The following is a 25,894-nucleotide window of genomic DNA, read 5'->3' on the forward strand; positions in this document are numbered from 1 at the left end:
TTATTCTATCCAAAAATCGGGTACAACATTACTTCCTAGAGCGGTACAATCACCACATGCTCTACGCGCTGTCAAATAAGGACCTGCAGGCGGCGCAACTTCTCCGTTATTATTCCTTACATAAACAAAAAAACCACTATCTATTGCGTCCTTTAATGGGGATGTTCCTGCTGGTGTTAGCTCTGATGGCGCGCCCAAAAAACTACAACGTATGGCATAAGGCGGCAGATCTTCGTCTGGGAAAAAATCGGCATAGTTAAAGAACAAGCGTTCTTGGCTTGCGTTGGCCACTTCAAAATAACCAAGTACCTTTTCATTCGGATTATCCGTATTCGACATATTTCCTTCTATAAACCCAGGCTGAATTTCTGTAAAAACGCTTTCGCTACCGGCCTGTTCTTCTAAGGTACGGTAAAATGAATAAGCATCGGGAGATTGAACTAGCTGCCTTACCAGAATACTATACCTATGGCTTATAATAAAATCATCTCTGGGAATAAAACGCATCAAATTTTTATTGATCTCGTTACCTGACCTGTTCAAGGCGCTACTTTGAATAATGCGATTACTCAATTGTGTACCGTAACATACCCGTTTCTCTTCCTCCTTGGGTACCAACGCGAAACCATAAGGAGGATTAGGGTCTGTTACCACCATATCAAAAGGCGACCATAGGGGCGCAATAATTTTATAGGTTTCTTCATATTGATAGCGTAAAAATGGTGCTTCGCCCTGCGCAACCCTAGAATCTGCATAAATGGCGATACCCTCAACACCTAAATCATTGGTGGTGCGCTCCGCATATACGTCAGCAATGGAAGCCGTTTCGGGAAGGGAAACCAGTTCAGATGCAAAGGAACTGCCTTGGGCGGTAGTGATATTCAATTGATACGTGGTATTGGGTAGCGCTTGAAAGGTTCGGTCGGAAATATAGCGTCCCGGTTCCAATTCAGAAAATGAAAAGGTAGTGCCGTTACCATCTATTACGTTCACATTAGCATTTTGGGTTACGGGTTGTATGGAGTCATTTGCAAAACTTCGCCCTCTGCCCAAGAGCACTTCCTGCTGTTTTAGTTCACTGGTAAGCGTTGCCTCCACCACCAAAAACGTTTCAATATTCTCACCTGTTGCCACTTCACCTGTAATATCAAAGGGTTCTACACAGCTTGCCAAAACTGATATCAAAACTAGGATGTACAATATTTTTCTCATTCTTCTGTCCAAAATTCAGGTACGATATTACTACCGACTATATTACAATCCCCGCATATCGTCGGTGTTACTTGATAAGGTCCTTCACAAACCCCCGGTTCGTTACTAGCCAACCATTCTACCAAACCTAATTTAATTCTTGGGACAAGTGGCTCGGGACATGGCCCAAATGGATCTGGAGGGCCATCCAGTTCAGGGTCTCCTAATGGCGGACTCAAAAAACGCTCACAAGTGACGGTGCCAAAATAAGGAGGTAGGGGTTCTCCGGGGTAAAAATCCGTATAATTAAAATATAACCTTTGAGTTGCTACGCTGCTCACATCAAAAAAACCAATCACCTTATTTTGAGAAGATTCACTGGTAATATTACCTTCTAGAGGCCCTGGCTGTACCTGACTGAACACCAACTCGCTTTGAGTAAAATTTCTAAGATTTTCATAGAATTGATAGGAAGCAAAGGAGATAGCCATCTGCTTTACTAAAATACTGTATCGATGTGACAAGATTGGATTGTTGCTATTAATAAACCTCAATTGATTTCGGAACAAAGAATTCGTATTGAGTCCGGAAACATCAGCAACCAAAATATCCTGAGAGGGGTCAGTCTTAAAACAAACCCGCTCTTCACGCCTCTTCTCTATCAACCGAACTGCGGGAACGGTAAATCCCAGAAACTCTCCGGTGTCCTCATCTAAAATAGGCGCTCCACCCTCCTCTATAATCTCAAACTCAAAAGGTCTCCAATTTGGCGCAATAATTTTATAGGTTTCCTCAAAAGCATATCTAAAATAGGACGTCTCGTTTGTTGGGTCGGTCGTATCCACAAAAACACCCATGCCATCTACTCCAGTATCGGAAACGATACGTTCGGCATATAGATTGTCTATTTGAGAAGCTCCCACTATCGTCATTTCCATAGAACTATAGCTTGCCCCGTCATTTGTGTTTATACTTAGCGTGTAGCCCATACCACGTTCTGCAAAGAATGTCTCTGGCGCTGTGTAAATACCAGGTTCACTTTCGGTAAATTCTATACGATTTCCAGAGCTATTAGTTACTTCGACACTGGCGTTTTGCTCAGGATCCACATCCAGTCCCCTAGGGGAAATAAAAGGCGTGTTTGGGCTAAACAACACATCCTCTTCAACGTTAACTGTACTATCGCTTTCAATACGTCTAGACCTGCTTAAGAATACGTGTTGGGCAGCACCCTGTTCATCTGTTAAATTCCCTTCGACTACTAAAATACCAGAATTATCGGCAGCCGAATTAACCACCGGACTTACATCAATAGGCTCAATACAGCTTGCTAAAGCCATAGTGCCAACTACTAGTATGTAAGTTCGTTCCCTCATTCTTCTGTCCAAAATTCAGGTACGATATTACTTCCTAATAACGTACAGTCCCCACAAATCTTAAACACAAAGACATGTGGGCCCGGACAAACACCAACGGCCAAACCGTCATTGTTCCTCACAAAGCTAATAAGATTCAAATTAACACGTTCGATAACCGATTGCGGACAACCGCCGGAACCACCACCTTGGCCCGAAAGACAAAAGGAAGCATGTGACTCCGGTGCCGAAATTTCGTTGCAATTGAACACATACGGGGGCAAGGCTTCCTCAGGATAAAAATCGGTATAGTTAAAAAATAGTCTCCTTTTAGATACGGAGACTACATCGAAAAATCCGATAACTGTTCCAACCTTCCCATCATCATCTGCCGAGAGGTTGCCTTCTAAAAAACCGGGCTGTACCTGCGAAAAAACGTTTCCCGTTTGGCTAAAATTCTTCAATTGCTCGTAAAAACCAAAGGATTCAGAGCCGGCTACCATTTGAGTTACCTCTACACTGTAGCGGTGCGAAAGGATGTAGTTATCACGATCAATGAACCGCACCATATAGTCTTGCAAACCACTGCTCGATTTTTTGTTCTGCTGTACCTGAATGATGGTATTGGAAACGGTATTGCCATAGCAGGTCTGTTGCTCCTCCTCCCTATCTATTATTTCTAAATCATATGTTGGAACAGGCAGTGCACATGGGTCGTAATTGCTTAGTTTAAAATCCTTATCACTCCAAAAAGGCGCAACGATTTTATAGGTTTCGTCATAGGAAAAACGAACGTTACTTACACTTCCTGCATCAGGCTCGCTACTCACGAAAATCCCGATACCCTCTTCTCCTGATTCGTTTACCGTTTGATTGGCATAAAGGTCACTGATTTTTGAAGTGCCCTCCAAGACCATTGCCGTTGACGAAAACCCTCTATCGTCTGCCGTGGTCACCTTCAATATGTACTCATTACCTAAACTTGCAGCAAAGGGTTCTGATGAGTCGTAAATCCCGGGACTTGATTCCTTAAAAATAAAGGCATTTCCAGATGCATCCAGAACCGATACCGTGGCATTTTCTTCATACCTCACCAAATCCCGGTTGATGTCCCGAATCGGTGTAAACGGACTAAAAAGAGAATCTATAGCCAAGTCGATCAGGGTATCCATTCGACTTATATTTATTCGCTGATTTTTGAACTCATCTGTAAGGGTGCCCTCTATTATCAGGATATCCAAAGTCCTGTTAGGTGACCCAATGGTTAAATCCACCTCTTCTATACAAGAGATGGCCGAGAACAAAAGCGCTATGGAAAAGACTATTTTTCTCATTCTTCCGTCCAAAATTCAGGTACGATATTACTTCCTAGGGCAGTGCAATCACCGCAAAGTTTAAAGACATACACATAAGGCCCAGGACAAGCACCTACTGCCAAACCATCATTGTTTCTTACATAGGTATACAAGTCTAAGTTTACACCTTCTATAATAGACAAGGGACAAGTGCTCCCTCCGGCCATAGGGTCACAACGTGACGGATGCGATTCGGGAGAGGACTGTTCAAAACATGGAAAAGGATAATCGGGTAATTCTTCGTTCGGATAAAAATCTGTATAATTGAAAAATAAACGCTTTTTAGATTGCGACACTACGTCAAAGAAACCCAAAACGGTTCCTTGGCTACCGTCATCAGCAACCATATTACCCTCTAAAAAACCAGGCTGGATCTGTGTAAAAATATTCCCTGTCTCACTAAAATTATTCAATAAATCATAGAAACCAAAGGACTCTTGACTCGTTACCATTTCGGTAACCTCGATACTGTATCGATGGGATAGAATGAAATCACTTCGGTCAATAAACCGCACCATAAAGCGGTTTAAGCCCGTACTCTCCGGATTTGTTTGCTGCGCCTGTATAATGGTATTGGAACTTTTACTTCCATAACAAACCCGTTGCTCTGTTTCCCGTGGTACTATTTCTAGATCATAGGTTACTACAGGAAGCGCACAGGGGTCGTAATTGCTTAATTTAAAAGCAAGTTCATCCCAAAAGGGAGCAATTATCTTATAGGTTTCATCATACGTATATCTTAAGTTTCTTACATCACCACTCTGAGCCGTATTATCTACAAAAATCCCAATACCTTCCTCGCCAATATCGTTCACTATTTTTTCAGCATATAATTCCACTATTGCCGATGTTCCTTCTATCTGCGTGGGAACAGAAGAAAAACTCCTATTGTCCGTGGTTATGACGTTTAGTTCGTAGGCGACATCCTGTTCGGCACTAAACGGAATTACGGATTCGTAATTTCCAGGACTCGACTCCTCGAAAGCAAATGCATTTCCTTGGTTATCCGTTACCACTATAGTTGCACCCTCTTCGTATCGTACTAAATCCCGTTCAATATCGAATGTTGGCAGGAACGGATTTATTAACGTGTCTACCTCAAGGTCGGTTATCGTATCCATTCTGGTGACGGTGATGCGGTGGTTCTTAAACTCATTTGTTAGCGTACCTTCTATAATTACGATATCCCTAGTTTGTTCAACGGAGCCAATAGCCAAATCTACCTCCTCTATACAAGAGATAGCCGAGAACAAAAGCGCTATTGAAAGGATTATTTTTTTCATTCTTCTATCCAAAATTCTGGTACAACGTTACTTCCGAATACGGTACAATCCACACAGCCGAGGGGCTTCACCAAAAATGGAGCAGCACCACCGATGCCTCCCTCCCTGCTTATGTAATCTTCATAGTCCTCGTTATCGGCATGATAGGCATAAAGACCGGCTAAGATACCATCGATCAAAGGGGATCCGTCGGCACCATCGATCACAAATCCGTTACCATCAGCGGCCGGTGTAATATGGAAACCTTCTGGGTATAATGCAGGTGCTCCTGTAGCGCAATTGGTAAAGTAAGGTGGGAATGCTTCGTTAGGATAATAGTCCTCATAATTAAAAAATAGTCTTTTTTCGCTGTACGAACTCAATTCAAAATACCCAAAAACCATTGCGGCATCAGAGTTTTGTACGGTTATATTCCCTTCAAAGCTTCCGGTCTGTACGTTACTAAAAACATTCTCAATACTTGAGAAATCTTCAAGTAAGTTGAAAAATGAGTTTGCATTGATATCATGGTGGTACTGTTTTACCAAAATACTGTAGCGATGCGAAATCGCAGGGTTATCGCGTCCTACAAACCTTACCTCAAAGTCCTCCAAGATATTGGCGTTAAGTACTGCCGTTGACGCTAGAATAATATTTCTTGACCTGTTGTTTCCAAAACAAACATCTACCCGTTCATCACGGGCGGCAACTGTAACCTCCCAACCATCACCGTCATTAATATCGTAGTCAATTTCGTCCCAATCAAAAGGATTTACATAAGGGGCTACAATCTTGTAAGTCTCCTCATATTCATACCGGTAGTAATTAGGGGAGTTAAACGTATCCGCATTATCAACTAAAATTGCAATACCCTCGGTTTCAAAACCATTTATTCTTTTTTCCGCTCGTAGCCCCTTAATCTCCACTTTGTTCGGTAACACGGCCTTATCCGAGATGTACCTGACTCCATCTACCGTGGTAACCTCCAACGTATATTCTGTGCCTTGGGCCAAAGTAATTGCACCATTGGTATTGTATATACCCGGAGCAGTTTCCGAAAAGTTAATACGGTTGCCCAATTCATCTGAAATATACACCTGCGCCCCTGCTTCAGGTAGCGGCTCTGAATCTTCTAACGAAAAGGTACGCGATAGAAAAACGGCATGTTGCGTGTACTCATCGGAGATTCTGGCATCAATAACCAGTGCTCCCGCCAAAACATCTGTTAAATTTTCTGCCTCAAATTCATCTATACAGCTCGTTGCCCCGCAGAGAATACTACAAGCAAAAGTCCATAAAACTATATTTCTTCTTTTTCTTTTTTGCAATTTTCAAAACTTAAAATTATAGGTAATCGACGGAATAGGAATGGCAAAAATAGAGCTCTGCAAGGCCTTTACCTCTCCGTTTTCGGTCACAAAAAAGACCGAATAGGGATTATTTCTTCCCAATACATTGTAGACCGAAATGGTGATAAAACTATGGGCAAGCTTGTTCTTTTTATGATTACCTTCTATATTGAACCCTAAATCCAACCTGTAGAAATCGGGAATCCTAAACTCGTTTCGGTTACTAAAGGCGACAAAATCGGCATTATTAAATCGAAACGTACCAATGGGATAGGTTACCGGCCTACCTGTTTGATATACAAAATTTGCCGATAGACTGTACCGCTTACTGAACTTGTAATTCGTAATAAGGCTTACATCATGAGGCTTATCAAAGTTGGAAGCGAAAAAATCTCCGTTATTGATGCGCTCCTCGCTGAACTCACTATCAAAACGATATAGGCTTCTGGAATAGGTATAGCTCAACCAACCATTAAGATTACCCCTGTTCTTTTTTAATAGCAATTCTACCCCATACGCCTTGCCATCTCCTTGTAAAACTTCGGTCTCAACATTTTCATTAAGAAACAAGTTGGCTCCTGTTTTAAAATCCAGCACGTTATCCATTCTTTTATAATACCCCTCTAAGCTCAACTCATATTCATTTTCCTTGAAGTTCTTATAGATACCCAAAGAAGCCTGATACCCTTGTTGAGGTTCTATATTAAGATCTGAAAGCTTCCAAGTATCTATAGGAGACACCGTGGTGTTATTGGATAAGGTGTGCAGAAATTGGTAAGAATTATTGAAACTTGCCTTAATGGAAAGATCCGGTTTGAGCAAATAGCGCGCCGACACTCTTGCCTCGGGACCGCCATAGGTTTTTATCACATCGCCGCCGCCATAGCTAATTGTATCTAAAACGGTAGACTCGTTTCGTGGTAATCCATCTTGATACGTACGTTGGGTACCAGAGCCTAGGGCCGCAAAAAAGGCGTACCTGAGTCCCAAATTCAACAACAGTTTTTCTCCTACATTAATTTCGTCCCCAATAAAGAGCGCCCCCTCCAAGGCCTGCTCATCATCTATAAAAACTGGATTTACATTGGATTCGCTTCCCGTTGGCACAATACTACCGGGATTTACAGCATACAGCTTTGCCGCAACACCATAGTCTAAAGTATGTTTATCGTTTAATACGGTCCTAAGTTTATACTTTACTCCGGTCTCCGCAATGGAATAGTCCAAATCAAAATCTATATTGGCCTCTCCGTCAAAATCGATTCCAAACCCATAGCGGCTATTATCCAATACCAGCGCACCATTGGTCTTCTCATTGTAGCGGTGGTCCCAGCGTACCGAAAAGAGTCGGTTGTCATAATTATATAAGGAGTCCGAAGTAATGCTAAATGCATCACGACTGTAATACGCTGTAGCTTTTACTTCATTGTTATCGTCTATTCTGTTGTGATACTTAAGGATGCCATCAAAGAAAGAAGCTTGACTATTGTTTAGGGCCTCGTCATCGAGGGAACGCAAAATCCAATCTGCATAGGCTCCTCTACCTCCCACCACCAATGAGGATTTATTTTTTTGCAAAGGAATCTCCAAAGCTAGGTTTCCGGTAACAGGACCTATGGACCCTTCACCGGAAATCTCCTCCACGTTTCCATTTTTCGTGCGGATATCAAAAACTGAGGACAACCGGCCTCCAAATTCCACAGGCACGGCCCCTTTGTAAATATCCACCCCTTTTGTAGTAAATGGGTTCAAAGCCTGAAAAATTCCAAAAAAGTGCTGTGGATTATAAATGACCGCATCGTCTAAAAGTACCAGATTCTGGTCTGTTTTTCCTCCTCTTACGTTGAGGCCGGTTGCGCCTTCTCCCGCAGATGATATGCCCGGAAGCGCCTTGGCCACTTGCAAAATATCGCGTTCTCCAAGGACCAGAGGAATATTCTTGGATTCCTCGGAATCTATCTGCTCGCTACCAGTAATGGCATCCTCTACATTTTTGGCGGCATCGGCCTCTACAATGACCTCGTCCAATTGCTGCAAGCCCTCTTCCAGTTGAAAATTTAAACTGCCATCACTATACATGATTACTTCCCGCTCGGTAGAGGCAATTCCCATTGCCCTTATACTTAACACATTATAACCAGCTGGAAGTTCCAATTTAAAATTACCTTGGGCATCGGTTACACTTAACAGATTGGTTCCTTTTACTCGAATGGCCAAATCTTCTAAAACCTCTCCAGTTCGGGCATTGAACGCTTTACCACTTAGTACATAGGCCGATTTAAGTTTTGAAACATCTGCCTTGCCTACCTTGGATACCCCATAGTTTCTTTCTGTTTGCCGGACATCTTCATTAAAGAAAGTTGGTGGGGGAGGGTTTCCGGCAGCCCCGACCGTTCCAATACGAACATCGGTGCTATCCTTACCAAAAAAATAAAGGGGCAACTCGTCATAAACCACAGTATTTTCCAACAAGACAATTCGTTTTTCTTCCTCAAGAACGTAATGGTTCAAACTAGTGCCTTCCAAAACTTGGTCCAGCGCCAAAGAAATAGGTTGGTTCTCAAATGAAACGGTAATGGTATCTTTGCCTACCCATTCTTTTAAGAAAAAAAAGTCATAGCTACTTTGCCTCTCCAAATCCAAAAGCACCTCCTCTAAGGAAACCTGGGTATAGGATCCCGATACTGTTTCTGTTTCTGTTTCTTGCGCATTAACGGGCAGTATAAAAATAATTCCTACGAAAAAAAAAAGAAAACCTTTCTTGCTTAGCTTCTTAACCAAAGAAGCCAACAATGGAATTGCTATACTGTGTAATCGGGTATTGGGAAAAAATATCATTTTCGTATGTTCTGGTTGGTTTACTAAAATACGATAGCCGTTCTATTAAAAGTGTTAAATTCACCATCTTATTTTGGTTTTTCTTAACAGTATTTAAGCTGGTTTTATTGGTTTTTCAACTTTTAAGCTGAGAATTTCGCAAACATTAGGGATATTATTCATCGGTTACACATTAACATAATAAACGTTATCCTATCCAAGTAGTGCAATATTCTGGATGAAGTATTGCTTTTCCAAAAGAATTTCTAATTTCAATTTTATACCTTGAACGGTGTATAGCAAATTCAAATAACCTTTTATCTTATCCATCCTTCAAAAAACATGAAGAAGCTAAACTTACAGCACCTAAATCTTAGTAAAAAACCAACCATAAAAATTGTACAGTTTGGGGAGGGAAACTTTCTACGCGCCTTTATAGGACAGGCGATCCAAGAACTGAACAAACAATCGGATTTTAACGGGGGCATTGCGGTCGTACAGCCGATACCGAATGGGACGACTCCCCAATTAAGGGCACAAGACGGCCTCTACACCTTATTTTGCAAGGGAATAAAAAATGGGCAAGCGGTCGAAGAAAAAGAAATCATTACAAACATTACAAAAGCGATAAACCCCTACATCGAATTTGAGAAATACATTGCTCTGGCCAAGGAACCCGAACTACAGTTCGTTATTTCCAATACTACCGAGGCAGGTATTGCTTTTGACCCTAAGGATACCTTACAAATGCAACCTCCAAATTCTTTCCCCGCTAAATTAACGCTGCTGCTGTATAAACGATTTACACATTTTAATGGGGACAAGGAAAAAGGCCTAACTGTAATTCCTTGTGAATTAATCAATTATAACGCCAGCACCTTAAAAGAAATTATTTTAGAATATTGTTCGCTATGGCATTTGGGAAAGGACTTTTCCACCTGGTTAAACGATGCCTGCTCTTTTCATAATAGCTTGGTAGATCGTATTGTAACCGGATATCCTAAAGATGATCTGGATGCCTATACTACGCAACTGGATTATGAAGATAAGTTGATCGTTTCGGCAGAGACCTTTTTTCTTTGGGTTATTGAAGGAGATGCCGAGCTAAAGGAAAATTTACCCTTTCATAAAACCAGCTTGGATGTAAACATTGTGGGCGATATGCAGCCCTACCGAACCCGAAAAGTACGTATTCTAAATGGTGCCCACACGGCCATGGTTCCGTTAAACCTACTCTATGGCAACCAAACGGTAAAGGAAAGTATGGACAATGTTTTTACAGGATCCTTTATCCGATCATTGGTTTTTGAAGAAATTATACCGATCATAGCCATGGACAAAAACGAATTGGAAGGATTTGCTCACGATATATTTGACCGATTCCAGAATCCGTTTATAAAGCATCAATTGGCCAGCATTGCCCTTAATTCCATTTCCAAGTTTAAAGTACGCGTACTTCCCAGTCTTTTGGAATACGCAAAACTGAAAAAGGAGTTGCCATTACACATGGTTTTTTCCTTGGCATGTCTTCTTGTTTTTTATCGTGGAACATGGCGCGAGAAAACCTTACCCGTAAAAGATGATGAAACGGTACTATTGGAATTTTCCAACATCTGGCAATCCAAAGACTACAGCAAAGTTGCCCATGCCGCTTTGTTAAAAACCGACTTTTGGGGACAAAACCTAAGCCTTGTTCCCGGTTTGGAAAAAACCATAGCAACAGCAATACAGCTCATAGAACGGGTGGGCGTAGAAACGGGATGGATACATTTAAAAAACATACAAAAGACCAAAAACCATGTGTTATAAGCTTATACGAATACACCCAAAGGATAACGTAGCTATTGCCTTGGTGGATTTATCCAGAGGTGAGATTTCTACTTTAGAACAAGAAGAAGTTTTAATCGTAACCGATACCAAAGCAAAGCATAAAATAGCGCTAGACGCTTTAGATGTTGGTAGCGAAATTTACATGTACGGTATTTTGGTGGGCAAGACCGTTACAAAAATCAAAAAAGGAGAAGTGCTAACGACCGAAAATGTAAAACATCAAACCCAAGGCGTTACACAAAGAACTCAAGTTGCCACCTGGAGCCCACCGGATTTATCGCAATGGAAAAACAGAACCTTTAATGGCTACCACAGACCGGACGGACAGGTAGGGACACAGAATATTTGGTTGTTCTTCCCTTTGGTATTTTGCGAGAACAGAAATATCGAAGTGCTAAAAGATGTCTTTGAAAAAGAATTGAATATCAAAAACATTAGTTCGCAGCGCCTCTTATTACGACAATTGATCCATGGTAAGACAAGCGACACAATAGATATTGATACGGATAAAAATTCACCGACTTTTGAAAACATTCAAGTAAAATTCATTACCCATCAGGGAGGTTGTGGCGGCATACGCCAAGATTCCGAAAGTCTCGCGCGATTACTTGCGGGCTATGTAAACAACCCCAACGTTGCCGGAGCTACGGTATTGAGCTTAGGCTGCCAGAACTTACAGATCGATATTTTTAGAAATGCGTTACATCATTTAAATCCTAATCTGCAAAAACCGTTGTTGATCTATGAGCAACAGCAAATGGGCACGGTAGACAACCTTTTAAATCAGATCATAAGGCACTCCTATGATGGGATTAAGAAAGCGAACGCTATTCCTAGGCAACCAGCACCTCTCTCCAAGCTTAAAATGGGATTGGAATGTGGCGGATCGGATGGTTTCTCTGGCATATCCGCTAACCCATCCTTAGGATATGCCTCCGACGTCTTAGCTGCTTTGGACGGATCGCCCATTCTTTCAGAATTTCCGGAGCTTTGCGGTGTAGAACAAGAGCTCGTGAACAGATGTGTTTCCGATGCCGATGCAGAACGCTTTATGCGCCTTATGAAGGCTTATGAAGCTTCCGCCGAGGCAGCAGGTTCGGGATTTGATATGAATCCGTCTCCTGGCAATATCAAAGACGGCCTAGTAACAGATGCCATGAAATCCGCTGGTGCCGCAAAAAAAGGAGGTACCTCCCCTATTACAGCTGTTCTGGACTACGGAGAATATGTTACACAGCCGGGACTCAACCTCTTATGCACGCCCGGTAACGACGTGGAAAGTACAACTGCCATGGTAGGTTCGGGCGCCAATGTCGTAATTTTTACCACCGGATTGGGAACACCTACCGGAAATCCTATCGCCCCGGTTATAAAAGTATCCTCCAACCATGAGCTTGCTGAACGAATGCCCGATATTATTGATGTGGATACCGGAGGTGTAATCACCGGAGATAAAACCATTGCGGAAATGGGGGAAATGCTCTTGGAATATATTATTAAAGTGGCCAGTGGGGAAATCATTGCCAAAGCAGATATCTTAGGGCAAGATGATTTTATACCTTGGAAACGGGGGATCTCTTTGTAAGCGATAGCATAGTCAAAACGATATCGCTAAGCTTAAGAAAGCAAAACGTATATAAGCACCGTAGCAACGACCAAAATAATCCCCATTATATTTACGAGAGACCAACTTTTCTCCCCGCTTTGATAGTGAACCTCAACGGGTGCCGCCTTATCCGCATAAACTTTAGAGAAAACGAACATAATGATGAAGTTCAAAACAAATTCTATGCCCCACAAATGAACAAAATGAATATCGACCTTTATAACAAAGGTTGCCAAAATATAAAATGTAAAACCAAAGAAAAGTCCAGCTTTAGCGCCGATTGCATTTATTCGTTTTATAAAAATACCTGCGATTATAACCGATGAGATAGGGATGAAGAAAATACCGTTAAGCTCTTGAAGCAAAAAATAGAGTCCGTCCGGGGCATAGGCCACCAAAGGGGCAACAGTAATTGAAATGACCGCTAAGATGACCGAAACTATTTTTCCATATTTCACCAATTTGGCATCGGATACATTTTTATTAAAGCTCTTCTTATAGATATCATAGCAAAAAACGGTACTGGCAGAATTCAATACACTATTGAATGTACTTAATACCGCTCCCAAAATAACGGCTGCGAAAAATCCGAACATGTACGTGGGCAACACTTTTTTGACCAACATGGGATAAATTAAATCCGGTGTTTCATAGTAGGAATCCTGAAAATAGTAATAGGCGATTAGCCCAGGGAGTACGATGATCAAGGGGACAAAAAGCTTCAAAATACCCGTATAAATTAGTCCTTTTTGCGCCTCTACCAGGTTTTTGGCGCCAAATGCGCGCTGGATAATGGCTTGGTTCATCCCCCAAAAATAAATCTGATTAATCATTAGACCCGTAAACAAAACAGAAAATGGCAGTACCGAATCTGGTTTACCAATAATATCAAACTTATCCGGTGCAAAATTATAGACCGTTGAAAGCCCTGTAAACATATCACCGCTACCTATTTCGTACAGTGCTATGGCAGGTATTAGCAAGCCACCCAGCATGAGCCCAATACCGTTAAGGGTATCGGAATAGGCAACTGCCTTAAGTCCGCCAAAAATGGCATACAAAGACCCTACTACCCCAATGGCCAAAATAGTATAGACCATCGCCTTGGTTCTGGAAACATCGAATAGGGTGGAGAAATCAAAAACACTTTCAATGTTTATAGCTCCGGAATAAAGCACAATGGGCAAAAGCGTTACCACAAAAGAGAGCATCAATAAAAATGCGACTATGGATCGCGTAGTGCCATCGAACCGTTTCTCCAAGAACTCGGGAATGGTTGTGAGTCCCATGCGAATAAAACGCGGTAGAAAAAATATAGCGGCGATGACCAAAGCAATTGCGGAGGTAACCTCCCAAGCAATAACAATAATGCCATTTTTATAGGAACTACCGTTCATACCAATGAGATGCTCAGTAGAAATATTGGTAAGTATCATAGAACCCGCAATGATAGGCCCCGTTAGACTTTTTCCCGCTAAAAAATAACCCTTGGCTGTTTTGAAATTATCTTTCCGCAGTTTGTAAACGGTATACAAAATAACGAAAAAGGTAAAGCCGAAAAAACCAAGATATGTTGCTGTCATTTGAGCGGTCTCCCTTTAAAACTTTAAGGTTGCCGGCAAATATTTGGACACTAAATCCTCATAATAGGGCCGTAAGGCTTTTGAATCTGGTGGAACGGGTGCTTTGGAATACAGATCATAGGGATTGAATTTTCGAACCCAGTCGAACAACTCATGGTCCTTGGCGTTCATCAAATGGTCATAGGCACCCTCCTTGTGTTGGGCATAAAAAGAATGATATCTGATCATGTACAGTGCCTGGTCTGGTAAATGGTCCTTTACGATCTGGTATAGATACTCGTCGTGCCCCCAACTCATCTTTACCTTATCCAGTCCACAATTTTCTTCATAAACGCCAAGTTTGGTTTGGAATGTTGCGTTTTTATAATCTGGATTATCCTTAAAAAACTCTGGATATACTATTTTATCGGAATAGGCACAGCCCACGGGGAATGTATCCCCTACAACGGCCCACTGCGGCTCTCCAAAAAGACACAGCACTTTACCCATATCATGAATGAATCCCGTAAGTACAAACCAATCTGGATGCCCGTCTGCCCTAATAGCCTCAGAGGTCTGCAGTAGATGTTGCAGCTGGTCCAGTTCAATATCCGGATCGCTATCGTCTACCAGGGTATTTAAAAAGTCTACGGCGTCCCAAAGGGACATCTCGCGCCTATCGAACTTCAAAAAATCCTTTTCCTTTTCTACTACAAAGTCATAGGTCTGAAATTGGTGGTTTAAACGGTAAAACTCCCGTACTCCCGCCTCTCTATCCGAGTCTACATAGTTGCGAAACTCTTCTTTCGTTTTCTTGGATTCTTGCGGATTGGGGTATCTGGACAACAAGTCGTTCTCCCAATCGTCTACATCATGCATTGGGGAATTTAAATTGTTCTTGGCAGTATTTTTCATCGATTAAAATTTAAACCGTTACTAGCAATCTAAGATAAGGTTTCGTTGTTAATAATTCCTAGGTCAAAACATTAAATATATCAATATATTTAAGAAAATATACCGACTCATTATTGATTTCATGGATACTGTCGTATAAAATTTAATATACTGGATTTTCAATTACACCACAATATTTATTACCATTCAAAATTTATATCTTTAGAAAAACCAAAAAATAAACCACTACAAATGAAATATGTAGCAAATTGCCTCATCAATTTAACATTTGGCAAAATCACTCTTCTTTTTATTGCTCTTATAATCTTTAATTCCTGTGGGGAACAGCAGAAAGACGATACCCCGTGGGTCGCCCTTTTTGATAACGAAACTTTAAACGGCTGGACACAGAAAGGCGGCAAAGCTATCTACGAGGTACGAGAAGGTACCATTGTAGGCACTACAGTATCCAACACCCCAAATTCTTTTCTTACAAGCGATAAAATGTATGGAGACTTTATTTTGGAGCTAGATTATAAAGTGGACCCAAGTATGAACTCCGGTATTCAAATACGTAGCAATAGCTATCCTTATTATAGAGATGGGCAGGTACATGGGTATCAAATTGAAATAGATCCGTCCGATAGAGCTTGGAGTGCAGGTATTTATGACGAAGGCAGGAGAGGATGGCTACATCCCTTAGCCGATGGAAATACCGCTGCTAAAAAAGCATTCAAACAAAAGGATTGGAACCACTATCGAATAGAAGCTTTAGGGGATACACTTAAGACATGGATTAATGGAATCCCAGCCTCCCATTTGGTAGACGACCAAACGCAAAGTGGGTTCATTGGACTACAGGTGCATAGTATAGGAAAAGATCAAGAACCAGGAACCGAAATCATTTGGAAAAATATTCGCATCCTTACCGACAGCTTAGAAAATTACGCCAAAAAAAGCCCTTTACCGTTGGTAGATAACACTAATCAGCTAACTAAAAATGAGGCTGACCAAGGCTGGAAAATGCTTTGGGACGGAAAAACGACCAAAGGTTGGAGAGGTGCTAAATCGGAAAGTTTTCCAGATAAAGGTTGGAAAATCCAAGATGGTGTACTTACGGTATTATCATCGGGTGGAGAAGAGTCCGCTGCAGGTGGTGATATTGTGACCATAGAAAAATATAGTGATTTTGAATTGATGGTAGATTTTAAGCTGACAGAAGGCGCCAACAGTGGAATTAAATATTACGTGGACACCGAACTAAACAAAGGCCCTGGCTCTTCCATTGGTTTGGAATACCAATTATTGGACGATGAAAGACATCCTGATGCCAAATTAGGAAACCATGAAGGGAGTAGAACGGTAGCTTCACTCTACGACCTCATACAAGCGGATGTCAATAAACCAATCAAACCCATAGGAGAATGGAATACGGCACACATCAGTTCTAAAAACGACACCGTAGCGCACTACCTAAATGGTGACAAAGTACTAGAATACGTGCGCAAAAGCGATGAATACAGAAAACTGGTGGCCAACAGTAAGTATGTTACTTGGCCTAATTTTGGGGAATTGGAAAATGGTCAAATCCTACTGCAAGATCACGGAGACCATGTAAGCTTTAAGAACATTAAAATTAAGCCACTAACCAACAACTAGATCATGACGAACAAAAGAAGAGATTTCATTAAAAAGACAACAGTGGGCTCGTTGGCCTTAACAATTGGAGGACTGCCATTTACCGCTCTGGGAAATACAAGAATAGTGGGTGCCAACGATCACATTAATTGCGCTGTAATTGGTGTACGTAGCAGGGCAAAAGCACATGTTAGGGCAATACATGCCAACATTAATGCAAAAATCCTGTATAACTGCGATGTAGATGATGTTATTATAGAAGAACATAATAGTTGGTGCCAAAAGACCATAGGTTATGTCCCTAAGGTTGAAAAAGATTTTAGAAAAATATTGGAGGATAAAGATGTAGATGCAGTTTTCATAGCTACACCCGAACACTGGCATGCGCCAATGGCTATTATGGCCATGCAGGCTGGTAAACATGTGTATATAGAAAAACCTTGCAGTCATAATCCACATGAAAATGAGCTACTGGTCGCCGCACAGAACAAATATGGCAAAAAGGTTCAAATGGGAAACCAACAGCGGTCAGCAAGAACCTCGATACAGGCCATAAAAGATATAAGGGCCGGTGAGATTGGAGAAGTCTATAAAGGAGAGGCCTACTATTCCAATAACCGTGGTTCTATTGGTAAGGGCAAGGAAATTGCTGTTCCAAAAACACTGGATTGGGATTTATGGCAAGGCCCGGCACCACGGGAGAATTACCGAGACAATATACACCCCTATAACTGGCATTGGTTCAAAACTTGGGGCACTGGAGAAATGCACAACAATGGAACCCATGAGGTAGATATCTGCCGTTGGGCATTGGGTGTAGATTTACCGCAAAGTGTAACTTCCTTCGGTGGAAAATACACCTACGACGACGATTGGGAATTTGTAGACAACCAGCAAGTGACGTTCAAATATCAAGACAATAAATTTATTACCTGGACCGGGCATAGCCGCGGCGTAATACTACCAGAACAACCCGGTCGTGGCGTAACTATTTATGGCAGCAACGGCATCATACAACTAGACCGAAATTTTTACAAACAGTTTGATTTACAAGGAAATCCGGTAAAGTTGGAATTTGAAAAAGCCCAAAGTGCTACCACCAACACCCGTGGAGAAGGAAATTTAGATGTAGACCATGTAGGTAACTTTTTTGATGCCATCCGCAGTGATACTTCTTTACATGCCGAAATTAACGATGCCAGTATTTCCACCATGCTATGTCATTTGGGCAATATGGCACAGGATGCCGGGGAAACCTTAAAAGTTGACCAAAAAACAGGAAAAGTGCTCAACAACGATAACGCCATGAAAAGTTGGAAAAGGGAGTATGCCAAAGGTTGGGAGCCGAAACTATAAACTCGTTTAAATTTTTATTAGGAGGATATGTAAATCGAATTTTATACATCCTCCTTTTTATTGTTTTTATTCTTTTGGAAACCTAAGGTCCTTACATATTTCGGCGATACTGCCCACCTACCTCAAATAGCGCGTTGGTGATCTGTCCTATAGAGCAACGTTTACCTACTTCCATAAGGGTTTCAAAGATATTTTCGTTGTTCATCGCCGTTTTTCTAAGCTTATCTAAAAAACATCTTGGTTCGCGCTATTGTGCAAATTTTCCAATGTTTTAATTTGATATTCTTTCTCCTCCGTTGTGGCCCTAATAACCTCGTCCGGGAGAATGGTAGGAGAGCCTTTGGAACTCAAAAATGTATTTACTCCTATAATCGGAAAGTCTCCATTGTGTTTCAGTGTTTCATAATGCAAGCTCTCTTCTTGAATCTTATTTCGCTGGTACATCGTTTCCATGGCACCTAGTACTCCTCCTCTTTCAGTTATCCTATCAAACTCTAATAAAACGGCTTCTTCTACTAAATCCGTTAACTCTTCAATGATAAAAGAACCTTGAAGTGGGTTTTCGTTTTGGGTAAGCCCTAATTCCTTATTGATAATCAATTGAATGGCCATGGCCCTTCTTACCGAATCCTCGGTTGGCGTGGTAATGGCTTCATCATAGGCATTTGTATGTAAGGAATTACAGTTGTCATAAATAGCATATAAGGCCTGTAATGTCGTACGGATATCATTAAAGTCTATTTCCTGTGCATGCAAGCTTCTACCGGAGGTCTGAATATGGTATTTCAACATCTGCGCACGCTCGTTAGCTCCATATTTATGTTTCATAGCCTTTGCCCAAATCTTTCTTGCTACGCGACCTATGACGGCATATTCCGGATCTATTCCATTAGAAAAGAAGAACGATAGGTTTGGTCCAAAAGCGTTGATATCCATTCCTCTAGAAAGGTAATACTCTACGTATGTAAATCCGTTGGACAAGGTTAAGGCCAGTTGGGTAATAGGATTGGCTCCTGCTTCCGCAATGTGATAGCCGGAAATAGAAACCGAATAAAAATTACGTACCGCATTCATAATAAAATACTCTTGCACATCACCCATAAGTCTTAGTGCAAATTCCGTAGAAAAAATGCAGGTATTCTGTGCTTGATCCTCCTTTAGTATATCTGCTTGCACCGTACCCCTGATTTCGGATATGGTTTTCATTTTAATTTTTTGATATACTTCTTTTGGTAATACCTCATCACCTGTAACTCCTAAAAGGAATAAACCTAACCCATCGTTTCCTTTGGGTAGTTCACCATGGTATTGTGGTCGCTGTTTACCTTCATAAATAGCGTTTATTTTCTTAGTCACCTCATCTTCTAGTCCGTTTTCCCTGATATAAAATTCACACTGTTGATCTATGGCAGCGTTCATAAAAAAAGCAAGCAACATAGGAGCTGGTCCGTTGATGGTCATACTCACAGAAGTCATTGGGTCGGACAAATTAAAACCTGAATAGAGTTTTTTTGCATCGTCCAAACAACAAACACTTACACCTGCATTTCCTATTTTACCATAAATATCAGGTCTGTAATCTGGATCGTTCCCATATAGGGTAACGCTATCAAATGCGGTAGATAATCGTTTGGCAGGAAGCCCCATACTTACATAATGAAACCTTCTGTTGGTCCGTTCTGGACCTCCTTCACCCGCAAACATGCGCGTTGGGTCCTCTGCCGTCCTTTTAAAGGGATATAATCCTGCCGCAAAAGGAAATTCACCTGGTACGTTTTCTTGTAAAACCCATTGTAACAAATCACCCCAAGCCTCATATTTTGGTAACGCTATTTTCGGTATTTTCGAGTGGGAAAGCGATGTGGTGTGCGTATCAATTTTTAATTCCTTATCACGAACTTTAAAGGTATATACCGGATTTTTATAGCTGGCAACTTTATCTTGCCATTCAAGAATTACCTTCCAATTATAGGGGTCTAGGTCTAGCTTTACCCTATCGAACTCCGCCAACAACAGTTTACACAAGTCCCTAGTTTCTTGCGTTCGCTTACTGTCGGCACCTAATTCCAATCCTTGTGTTCCAATTTTCACAACAGCTCCACTTACGGATTCCAAGGTCTTATAAATACCAAATAGTTTTTGGGCCGTTTTGGATTGTTCTAAAACAGTTGCGTCATAACCCCTATTGCTTTCCGCTATTTCAGAAAGATATCGCGTCCGCGCCGGCGGTATCACATAAATTTTTTCACTTGAACCTGCTACAAAATCAAAAGAAGTGTTTAATGGTGCCTTTGTTTTTTCTGCTAGCTCTTCTAGAACAGCACCATACAAACGATTCATTCCCGGATCGTTGAACTGGGAGGCAATGGTTCCGAACACCGGTATATCTTCTTGCTTGGCATCCCAAAGATTATGGTTACGCATGTATTGTTTTTTTACATCGCGCAAAGCATCTAAGGCACCTCTTTTATCAAATTTGTTGATAGCCACCAGGTCGGCAAAGTCCAGCATATCAATCTTCTCAAGCTGGGTTGCCGCTCCAAACTCGGGCGTCATTACGTACAGCGATACATCACTGTGCTCAATAATTTCGGTATCCGATTGGCCAATGCCCGAAGTTTCCAAAATAATTAAGTCAAAATGTGCAGCCTTTAATACTTCAACAGCTTTGTTAACATGTTTGGACAAGGCAAGATTTGATTGCCGTGTTGCCAAACTCCGCATATAGACTCTAGAATTATTAATAGCGTTCATCCGTATGCGATCGCCTAACAAGGCACCGCCTGTTTTTCGCTTTGAGGGGTCAACAGAGATAATTCCTAAGGTTTTCTCCGGAAAATCCATGAGAAACCGTCGCACCAATTCATCAACCAGTGACGATTTACCAGAGCCACCCGTCCCTGTAATTCCTAATACAGGGGTTTTAGAATCCTTTGCCGATACCTCCACGGCGTCCAATGCATTTTTAGCTAAATCGGGAAAATTCTCCGCTGCTGAAATCAATTTGGCAATGGCCTTGTGATCTTTTTTTCGAAGTCTATCCGCTTCATTATCGATACTATCCCCAACTGGAAAGTCTGACTGCCGTACCAAATCATTGATCATCCCTTGCAATCCCATTTCCCTTCCGTCGTCCGGGGAATACAACCGACAGATACCATAATCCATCAACCCCTGTATTTCCTGGGGAAGAATAACGCCGCCGCCGCCGCCAAAAATTCTAATATGCTCGCTGCCCTGCTCCTTTAGCAAATCGTACATGTATTTAAAATACTCATTATGTCCTCCCTGATAAGAAGTAATACATATGGCATTTACATCTTCTTGAATTGCTGTATTTACGACCTCCTCAACGCTACGGTCATGTCCCAGATGAATCACCTCTACACCAGTAGCCTGAATTATTCTCCGCATGATATTAATAGATGCATCGTGACCATCAAATAAAGAAGCGGCCGTTACAATTCTTATTTTATTTACCGGTTTATAAGGAGGTACATTTTTCATTTGGAAAGGTTTAGTATTACCGAACTCTCTCAAATTTAAGCCTTTTCCTGTGATGCATACTAGCCAGCCTTTAAGAATAATAGGCTAATAGATTTTAAATCAATATAGATTTTAAGGTGATTTGCCCATTTTCCAAAAAGAACTGCAAGGTTTTAGCAAAAAGCTTAGCGTTATATCAATTTTAAAAGGAAAATTGTTTCCTAAAAAATCAAAACAATAGTATTATTGTAGTCAGCATTGGTGCGATTCCATTTTGCTATCTTTAGAATTAGAACGGTTGACAGATGCGAAAAAAAATAGTGAGAATCGGGTTTATTTTGTTTTTGATTCCCCTTTTTGCCTTATTGATTTGCAATTACCTCATTAACTCGTTTGCGGAGGGAAAAACTTATAGCAGCACTTCACAGATACCCAAAAATAAGGTCGGGCTCATCCTAGGAACCTCTAAAAAAATCATAGGAGGGCAGCCCAATCCCTATTATGAAAATAGAATTTCTGCGACAGTAACCCTGTACACTGCAGATAAAATAGATTTTGTGCTCGTTAGCGGTGACAATGGAAGTATTTACTACAACGAACCAACAACCATGAAAAAGGATTTAGTTGCCAAAGGAATTCCTGAGGAACATATTTTTTTGGACTATGCCGGTTTCAGGACCTTAGATTCTATGGTACGTGCCAAAGAGGTTTTTGGATTAACAGAGGTTACGATTATATCTCAAAAATTTCATAACGAAAGAGCTATCTATATCGCAGAAAAAAAGGGACTAAAGGCAATTGGTTTTAATGCAACCGACATTGCATTGGAGTCTGGACTACGTGTTCAATTTCGCGAGTATTTTGCACGAGTTAAAGTGTTCTTGGATTTGGCATTGAAAGTACAGCCCAGATTTTATGGAGATAAAGAGATTATAGGCTAGCTTTTTCATGTTTAAACCGATAACTAAAAAACCATGTTAAAAACCAAAACGCTGCTAAAAAACCTAGGACCGGGTCTTCTTTTTGCTAGTATGGCCATAGGGACATCACATTTGGTTCTATCTACCAAAGCGGGTGCTCAATACGGATGGCTCATGGTCATCCCTATTATAATGGCCAATGTACTCAAATACCCCTTTTTCGAATTTGGAGTGCGGTACACCAGTGTAACCAACAAAACACTGATAGAAGGATACTTAAACAGAGGAAAAGGCTATCTATGGTTTTACGGTGCAATAACTCTACTCACCACTTTTACAATTCTTGCAGCATTATACACCGTAACTGCAGGGTTGTTCATTAACCTTTTTAAGATTGGTGACATATCCATAAGCATGGTTGCTTTGGGACTTTTTATATTTATCAGTGGTCTACTGATTATTGGTAAATATAGATTCCTAGAGATAAGCTTGAAATTTGTGATAAGTATTCTGTTTTTAGCACTCATCGTCACCACTGCTTTGGTCGTGTTACAAGGACAGGTAGCACCCGTAACCAATTTTGAGCCTACCCCTATTTTTAATGAAGTAGGGATTCTATTTCTTATAGGTCTTATGGGCTGGATGCCTACGACCGTGGAGGCCTCTAGTTGGGTGAGCCTATGGAGTATAGAGAAATGGAAAAGCCAAGAAAAACCTTCGTTGCGCGAGTCTTTACAAGAGTTCAATATAGGCTATATACTAACAGCAGTATTAGCTCTTTTTTTTATGACCATTGGTTGGTTTACGCTTTATGGCACCAATACCGTTCTTAGCGGAAATGCCGTTAATTTTGCAGATCAGGTAGTACAGCTGTTTACAACACACATTGGCGCTTGGGCCTATCTATTTATTGCCATTTCTGCATTTGCAACCATGTTTAGTACCTGCATGACCGCTCATGATGCGGTGACCAGAGTGAGCTTGGATATCATTGGCCTACTTAAATCAAAAAGGGGCGCTGTAAACAACAAACTAAATTTTGCAATTGGAGTTATCGTATTGGCGCTGGTCAACTTTATAGTTATTGCCGCATTTGGTGCAAATATGGGAAATCTCGTAGCTCTTGCCACCTTTGTTTCGTTCGTAGTAGCTCCGATTATAGGCTACATGAACTTAAAAAATGTAACGAGTGAAGATATTCCGGAAGAACATAGACCTAGTAAATATTTACGATTATTGACCTACTTAGGTATTGTATTCTTGTCCTGTTTTTCGCTGTATTATTTTTACGTAGTGCTATTCTAGTTCTTTTTAGCTATTAACGCATCACCTTAAATAAGGTGCGTTCATTTTGCTTATGTAAGAATTCCAAGCAATAGGCTCCGTTAACACACTTATTGGTCAATTTTTCTTCCCCATAGCCCATTGCCTCTATAATATTAGCTTGTGAAACCCCTTCTCCTAGTAAATAGGCCTGTATTGCATTGGACCTATCCTGAGAAAGCTTCAGGTTTGTCGAAGCGCCACCCCTACTATCCGTATGGCTTGCTATAGCCAATCGTATATCGGGAAACTTACGTACTGTCTCCACGACTTTGTCCAATTCGGTCGCTATAGCCGTATTGATAACACTTTTTCCCTTGTCGAAATAAAATTTATTTAATTTCAATACTTTCTGTTCTTCCACTTCCACTACAAGATCATCCAACAACACAAAACCAATTTCAAAAGGAGATTTCTGCACTTCCTTCATTTCATCAGGCGTTAAACCGATAGAAAACATAGAATAATTTTCTTTAGAAGCTGTTATGGTTACACCATCCTGCCAAGGAATTTCTATTGAAAAGGAACCGTCTGCCTTGGAATATGTTTCTTTTATGTCAGCTCCTTTTGCATTCTGGACTGTGATCTGAACTTGCGCGATTTCAGAACTGGAAGTTGAATTGAAAGTTTTTCCCCTTAATGCGAATGTCTTTAGACCTGGAATACCTTTGATACTAAAACCATAGATATCGTCTCCTCCTTTGCCACCTTCTCTATTTGAGGCCAGATATCCACTATAAGTATCGGTTCCGCTTTCCTTAATAATGAATCCAAAATCATCTTTATCCGTATTGATACCTTTTCCCAAATTCACAGGTATACTATGACCGCCATTGGCCAATATTTTGGACTTATACACATCCATGCCACCTAGGCCATAAAAAACATCGGAAGAAAAATAAAGATCACCATTGAAGAGAAAAGGAGAAATCTCATTTCCGGGAGAATTTATCCGTGGGCCCAAATTTGTTGGCGCCGACATCACCTGACCGTTATTGGTGGTTACATAATAAATATCCGTGCCCCCATAACTATCATCAAAGTTAGCTGCAAAGTACAAACGATCAGATTCTGCATCAAAAAAGGGATAGTAAAAAGAGGTACTTAAATCCTTCAACAAAAACCTAAACTGTCCACTAGAATTCAACACACCAATTGCCAAAGCATTTTTCCACTTATCATCAAAAGCCATCTCCCCTTCGTTTGTATTGGAAAGTATGTAAAATATATTATTCAGCTTTTCCGAATAGAATGGTGTGGACTTATGGAATTTAGAAAAGGGAATTTTAGAAAAAACGGTAGCATTATTCGCCATTCCGTTTTCGTCTAAAGAAGCTGCATAAATATCCAGATAAGATTCTCCAGTAGGTATGTAAGTGTTTTTATCTTCTTGTTGGCGAGCGCTACTAAATAGCAGTTGATCCTTGTAGAATGCAGGTGATGTATCTGCTTGTGGACTGTTAATCGCGATATTAAACAATGTGAAATCTAGGTTGCCCTCTCCCCCCTCCATTAGTTCATAGTTAAAAGTCGCATTTTCTAACAATTCTGATGACAAAGACGCAGATCTGGTTTTCAAAAAGGTTACCACGCGTTCCCTATCGGAAGTTTTGGAAAGACTTTGCAACATTTTATTAAACCTATGAACGGACATGATGGTATCTTTCTTGTTGCTATCTAAATAGATTTTAGATGCGTTTTCATAGGCACCCGTTTTAAAATAGGCATCTGCCAAATTCAAAAGTTGGGTATCGGTCAGTGGTTTCTTTGCACGCTCCTTTGTATACGCTTCAATTGCTTTCTGGTACTCGTAACCATAAAAGTAATTATCTGCTTTAGACCTGTTTTCTTGACCAGAACAGAGGTTTGCCGCAATGATTAAAAAAGTAAGGAATATGTTCCATTTCATCTTTTGATATTTTTTTAAAGGTCGGCTGTGAATCGCCTATC

Annotated in this window: 15 protein-coding genes and 1 pseudogene; 6 read left to right on the top strand and 10 right to left on the bottom strand. The window is 40.9% G+C overall.

All coding sequences use genetic code 11. The annotated features are described in order from the left end of the window. Genes MS6x_RS05955 through MS6x_RS05980 form a run of 6 tightly spaced genes read right to left on the bottom strand, consistent with a single transcriptional unit; the run spans nucleotide 1 to nucleotide 9,350 of the window. A complete protein-coding gene (locus tag MS6x_RS05955) occupies nucleotides 1–1,212 on the bottom strand; it encodes a DUF4249 domain-containing protein (protein ID WP_482606041.1) in 1,212 nt (403 codons plus the stop codon). After that, nucleotides 1,209–2,567 carry a DUF4249 domain-containing protein gene (locus MS6x_RS05960; protein ID WP_482606043.1) on the bottom strand — a complete coding sequence of 453 codons (1,359 nt, stop codon included), beginning with the start codon at nucleotides 2,565–2,567 and terminating at the stop codon, nucleotides 1,209–1,211. Before MS6x_RS05960 ends, MS6x_RS05955 begins: the two co-directional genes overlap by 4 nt. Further along, complete coding sequence (locus tag MS6x_RS05965; RefSeq protein WP_482606044.1) at nucleotides 2,564–3,880, bottom strand: DUF4249 family protein; 1,317 nt, start codon at nucleotides 3,878–3,880, stop codon at nucleotides 2,564–2,566. Before MS6x_RS05965 ends, MS6x_RS05960 begins: the two co-directional genes overlap by 4 nt. Further along, a complete protein-coding gene (locus tag MS6x_RS05970; RefSeq protein WP_482606046.1) occupies nucleotides 3,877–5,184 on the bottom strand; it encodes a DUF4249 family protein in 1,308 nt (435 codons plus the stop codon). Before MS6x_RS05970 ends, MS6x_RS05965 begins: the two co-directional genes overlap by 4 nt. Further along, nucleotides 5,181–6,491 carry a DUF4249 domain-containing protein gene (locus tag MS6x_RS05975; RefSeq protein WP_482606048.1) on the bottom strand — a complete coding sequence of 437 codons (1,311 nt, stop codon included), beginning with the start codon at nucleotides 6,489–6,491 and terminating at the stop codon, nucleotides 5,181–5,183. Before MS6x_RS05975 ends, MS6x_RS05970 begins: the two co-directional genes overlap by 4 nt. A 3-nt stretch (nucleotides 6,492–6,494) precedes the next feature. Beyond that, nucleotides 6,495–9,350, bottom strand: a complete 2,856-nt coding sequence (locus MS6x_RS05980) for a TonB-dependent receptor (RefSeq protein WP_482606049.1) — start codon at nucleotides 9,348–9,350, stop codon at nucleotides 6,495–6,497. Nucleotides 9,351–9,671: 321 nt separating this feature from the next. Between MS6x_RS05980 and MS6x_RS05985 the strand changes: the two genes are divergently transcribed. Continuing rightward, nucleotides 9,672–11,138 carry a tagaturonate reductase gene (locus MS6x_RS05985; RefSeq protein WP_482606051.1) on the top strand — a complete coding sequence of 489 codons (1,467 nt, stop codon included), beginning with the start codon at nucleotides 9,672–9,674 and terminating at the stop codon, nucleotides 11,136–11,138. After that, on the top strand, nucleotides 11,128–12,744 hold the full coding sequence (locus tag MS6x_RS05990; protein ID WP_482606053.1) for a UxaA family hydrolase: 1,617 nt from the start codon (nucleotides 11,128–11,130) through the stop codon (nucleotides 12,742–12,744). The genes MS6x_RS05985 and MS6x_RS05990 overlap by 11 nt, the downstream gene beginning before the upstream one ends. A 32-nt stretch (nucleotides 12,745–12,776) precedes the next feature. Here MS6x_RS05990 and MS6x_RS05995 read toward each other — a convergent pair whose 3' ends face one another. Together MS6x_RS05995 and MS6x_RS06000 are read right to left on the bottom strand one after the other, a co-directional pair. After that, nucleotides 12,777–14,348 (bottom strand): solute:sodium symporter family transporter, encoded by a 1,572-nt coding sequence (locus tag MS6x_RS05995; RefSeq protein ID WP_482606054.1) that lies wholly within the window; start codon nucleotides 14,346–14,348, stop codon nucleotides 12,777–12,779. Between the two features lie 15 nt (nucleotides 14,349–14,363). Then, nucleotides 14,364–15,242 (bottom strand): inositol oxygenase family protein, encoded by an 879-nt coding sequence (locus MS6x_RS06000; protein WP_482606056.1) that lies wholly within the window; start codon nucleotides 15,240–15,242, stop codon nucleotides 14,364–14,366. A gap of 231 nt (nucleotides 15,243–15,473) precedes the next feature. Here MS6x_RS06000 and MS6x_RS06005 point away from each other — a divergent pair, with 231 nt between their 5' ends. Next, the gene (locus tag MS6x_RS06005) at nucleotides 15,474–16,880 is read left to right on the top strand and encodes a 3-keto-disaccharide hydrolase (RefSeq protein WP_482606058.1); all 1,407 of its coding nucleotides are present in this window, start codon (nucleotides 15,474–15,476) and stop codon (nucleotides 16,878–16,880) included. A 3-nt stretch (nucleotides 16,881–16,883) separates the two neighbouring features. Then, nucleotides 16,884–18,215 carry a Gfo/Idh/MocA family protein gene (locus MS6x_RS06010; protein WP_482606060.1) on the top strand — a complete coding sequence of 444 codons (1,332 nt, stop codon included), beginning with the start codon at nucleotides 16,884–16,886 and terminating at the stop codon, nucleotides 18,213–18,215. 300 nt (nucleotides 18,216–18,515) lie between these two features. Here MS6x_RS06010 and MS6x_RS06015 read toward each other — a convergent pair. Next, a pseudogene (locus MS6x_RS06015) lies at nucleotides 18,516–21,722 on the bottom strand (methylmalonyl-CoA mutase family protein); the annotation flags it as partial. Between the two features lie 284 nt (nucleotides 21,723–22,006). Here MS6x_RS06015 and MS6x_RS06020 point away from each other — a divergent pair. Together MS6x_RS06020 and MS6x_RS06025 are read left to right on the top strand one after the other, a co-directional pair. Then, nucleotides 22,007–22,642, top strand: a complete 636-nt coding sequence (locus MS6x_RS06020; protein WP_482606061.1) for a SanA/YdcF family protein — start codon at nucleotides 22,007–22,009, stop codon at nucleotides 22,640–22,642. Between the two features lie 33 nt (nucleotides 22,643–22,675). Then, nucleotides 22,676–23,926, top strand: coding sequence for an NRAMP family divalent metal transporter (locus MS6x_RS06025; protein WP_482606063.1), 1,251 nt, complete (start codon nucleotides 22,676–22,678; stop codon nucleotides 23,924–23,926). 13 nt (nucleotides 23,927–23,939) lie between these two features. On the opposite strand, the gene MS6x_RS06030 is transcribed toward MS6x_RS06025, so the two are convergent. Continuing rightward, the gene (locus MS6x_RS06030) at nucleotides 23,940–25,853 is read right to left on the bottom strand and encodes an OmpA family protein (protein WP_482606064.1); all 1,914 of its coding nucleotides are present in this window, start codon (nucleotides 25,851–25,853) and stop codon (nucleotides 23,940–23,942) included. Nucleotides 25,854–25,894: the final 41 nt, after the last annotated feature.

The organism is Maribacter sp. MS6 (genome assembly GCF_056839185.1).

Coding starts and splice junctions, on each gene's coding strand:
- MS6x_RS06000 (WP_482606056.1), bottom strand. CDS start 15,242: ATGAAAAATACTGCCAAGAACAATTTAAATTCCCCAATGCATGATGTA.
- MS6x_RS05955 (WP_482606041.1), bottom strand. CDS start 1,212: ATGAGAAAAATATTGTACATCCTAGTTTTGATATCAGTTTTGGCAAGC.
- MS6x_RS06030 (WP_482606064.1), bottom strand. CDS start 25,853: ATGAAATGGAACATATTCCTTACTTTTTTAATCATTGCGGCAAACCTC.
- MS6x_RS05965 (WP_482606044.1), bottom strand. CDS start 3,880: ATGAGAAAAATAGTCTTTTCCATAGCGCTTTTGTTCTCGGCCATCTCT.
- MS6x_RS06025 (WP_482606063.1), top strand. CDS start 22,676: ATGTTAAAAACCAAAACGCTGCTAAAAAACCTAGGACCGGGTCTTCTT.
- MS6x_RS05980 (WP_482606049.1), bottom strand. CDS start 9,350: ATGATATTTTTTCCCAATACCCGATTACACAGTATAGCAATTCCATTG.
- MS6x_RS05985 (WP_482606051.1), top strand. CDS start 9,672: ATGAAGAAGCTAAACTTACAGCACCTAAATCTTAGTAAAAAACCAACC.
- MS6x_RS05990 (WP_482606053.1), top strand. CDS start 11,128: ATGTGTTATAAGCTTATACGAATACACCCAAAGGATAACGTAGCTATT.
- MS6x_RS06010 (WP_482606060.1), top strand. CDS start 16,884: ATGACGAACAAAAGAAGAGATTTCATTAAAAAGACAACAGTGGGCTCG.
- MS6x_RS06005 (WP_482606058.1), top strand. CDS start 15,474: ATGAAATATGTAGCAAATTGCCTCATCAATTTAACATTTGGCAAAATC.
- MS6x_RS05995 (WP_482606054.1), bottom strand. CDS start 14,348: ATGACAGCAACATATCTTGGTTTTTTCGGCTTTACCTTTTTCGTTATT.
- MS6x_RS05960 (WP_482606043.1), bottom strand. CDS start 2,567: ATGAGGGAACGAACTTACATACTAGTAGTTGGCACTATGGCTTTAGCA.
- MS6x_RS06020 (WP_482606061.1), top strand. CDS start 22,007: ATGCGAAAAAAAATAGTGAGAATCGGGTTTATTTTGTTTTTGATTCCC.
- MS6x_RS05970 (WP_482606046.1), bottom strand. CDS start 5,184: ATGAAAAAAATAATCCTTTCAATAGCGCTTTTGTTCTCGGCTATCTCT.